2 protein-coding genes and 1 pseudogene are annotated in these 1,711 nt (G+C 33.5%); all 3 read right to left on the bottom strand.

Going from position 1 to position 1,711, the window contains the following annotated elements:
* Positions 1 to 290 precede the first annotated feature (290 nt).
* Positions 291 to 794 (bottom strand): topology modulation protein, encoded by a 504-nt coding sequence (locus Q1B07_RS26460; RefSeq protein WP_299095757.1) that lies wholly within the window; start codon positions 792 to 794, stop codon positions 291 to 293.
* A gap of 75 nt (positions 795 to 869) precedes the next feature.
* Positions 870 to 1,331: an N-acetyltransferase gene (locus Q1B07_RS26455; RefSeq protein WP_299095759.1), complete on the bottom strand. Its 462-nt coding sequence runs from the start codon at positions 1,329 to 1,331 to the stop codon at positions 870 to 872.
* Positions 1,332 to 1,508: 177 nt separating this feature from the next.
* Positions 1,509 to 1,640: pseudogene (locus tag Q1B07_RS26450) on the bottom strand (DUF3885 domain-containing protein); the annotation flags it as partial.
* Positions 1,641 to 1,711 lie beyond the last annotated feature (71 nt).

Genomic DNA, 1,711 nt, shown 5'->3' with positions numbered 1-1,711 from the left:
GCACTTAATGGCTCAGTTGACCGCAAATAGTGGCTCAAATCTCCGCACTGATGGCTCAATCTGTCCGCAATACTCACATTCGCATAATTTCATGTCTCCCTATTAAAAAATTACGCTATATATTCTCCTATTTCCATTAAGATTCCTTCTTGAACTCCCTCAGTTTGATACGTTTATCTCTTGAATGCTATCCTGTATCGTTAGCGCAAAAAAAGCTGTCGGTAATGACAGCTCCGATCTTAAACTCTTTCACCCTTTAGTTTAATAACGTAGGTGGAGTTTAAATTACTTTATAACTTTTTAATGAACTGTTCAATTTCACTTGAACTGTTCAATATAAAAATGTTTTTATTGACTTTATGTTGTTCTAAAAGCTTAATGATTTCAGGTTTCCTCTTTTTACCGAAGTACCAAACTGACTTTAAAAGTTTCATATCAATCTTTTCTTTACACCCCGGTGGCAAATCTGCACGGTTTCTTTTCCTGTTTTGGCACCATCGTTTAATCACTCTATACATTCTTGTAAACCTAGGTAAGTCCACGAAAACTATTGTGTCAGCTCGATTTAATCTAATGTCTAAAGAGCTTGTAAAGTTACCATCTAATATCCATTTGTCTTCTTTGACAAGTTTCTCTAGTTTATTTCTCCATTCCTTATCAGAAGAAGCTTCCCAATTTGCTTTCCAAAAGTGATAGTCCAGATGAATTAGGGGTAAAGATAATTTTTCAGACATTTTTAGAGCAAGTGTTGTTTTTCCTGAACCAGAAGAACCGATTATCATAACTCTTTTCAAAAAAATCCCCCCATAATTTTGGACCCCTCGCTATTAAACTGACGTGCACCTTTAGCTGAACAAAAAATTGTAATATTAAATAATCTCTATTTCATAAAAGGACGTTGGATACTTACCAAACATAACTTCGTCTCTTACTTTTATAAAACCCTGTTTTTCATAAAAGTTGCATAACTTTGGTCTATCAGCAGCACAATCAAGCCTTAAATAATTTTTATTATGTTGTTTTGCCCTTAATTTTGCCCAACTTATCATTTGTTGGGATAGTCCTTTTTGTGCATACTTTCTACGGATAGCGAGTTTATGTAAATACAGCGAAGGGGTTGGATCAGACCAAAATATAGGGTCTTCTTCTTGTAGTATCATAGCTACTGCTGACTCGTTATTGATAAAGCCTATAAACATTTCATCAATCACATTGTTTTTTAATAATTTTTCGATTGTAAACTGATTTGGGTCCCACATTTCCCTTTCATTATTAATCAACCATTCAGCAGCCTCTTTAAGGATAGAAGAGAATTCTTCCAATTCACTCATTGAAATTCCCCTTATTACAAAATCCATACTTTTCAACTCCAAATAGTTAAATTAAGTAATAATTCTTTGAGAATTTCTCAATTCCTTCTTTAACTTTACTGCACCGTTACTTGAAGAAGAAAAAGCGATCTTCTATTATTTAAGAAGGGCACCGGTTAGTTGAATAAGAAAAATCCTTTATTTAAACACGTCATCTATTTCATTCCTGTCGTAATCTAATATCCAATCATTGAATTTGTTATAAACATCTCTTATTGTTTCGGGCGAGGTAGCCAATAAATCACATCCCCTGTCATCATAAATGTGGTATGTCAACACTAAACTAGACACTTTTTTTAAGGTGAATATTTTTATATTCAATGGGACTTAGATAGTCAAGC

It is taken from the genome of uncultured Metabacillus sp. (assembly GCF_947503125.1).
In the GTDB taxonomy this organism is placed as follows: Bacteria; Bacillota; Bacilli; order Bacillales; family Bacillaceae; genus Metabacillus.
Note: the sequence above shows the minus strand (reverse complement) of the source record. Positions and strands in the feature narration are given on the sequence as shown.

Coding starts and splice junctions, on each gene's coding strand:
- Q1B07_RS26455 (WP_299095759.1), bottom strand. CDS start 1,331: ATGAGTGAATTGGAAGAATTCTCTTCTATCCTTAAAGAGGCTGCTGAA.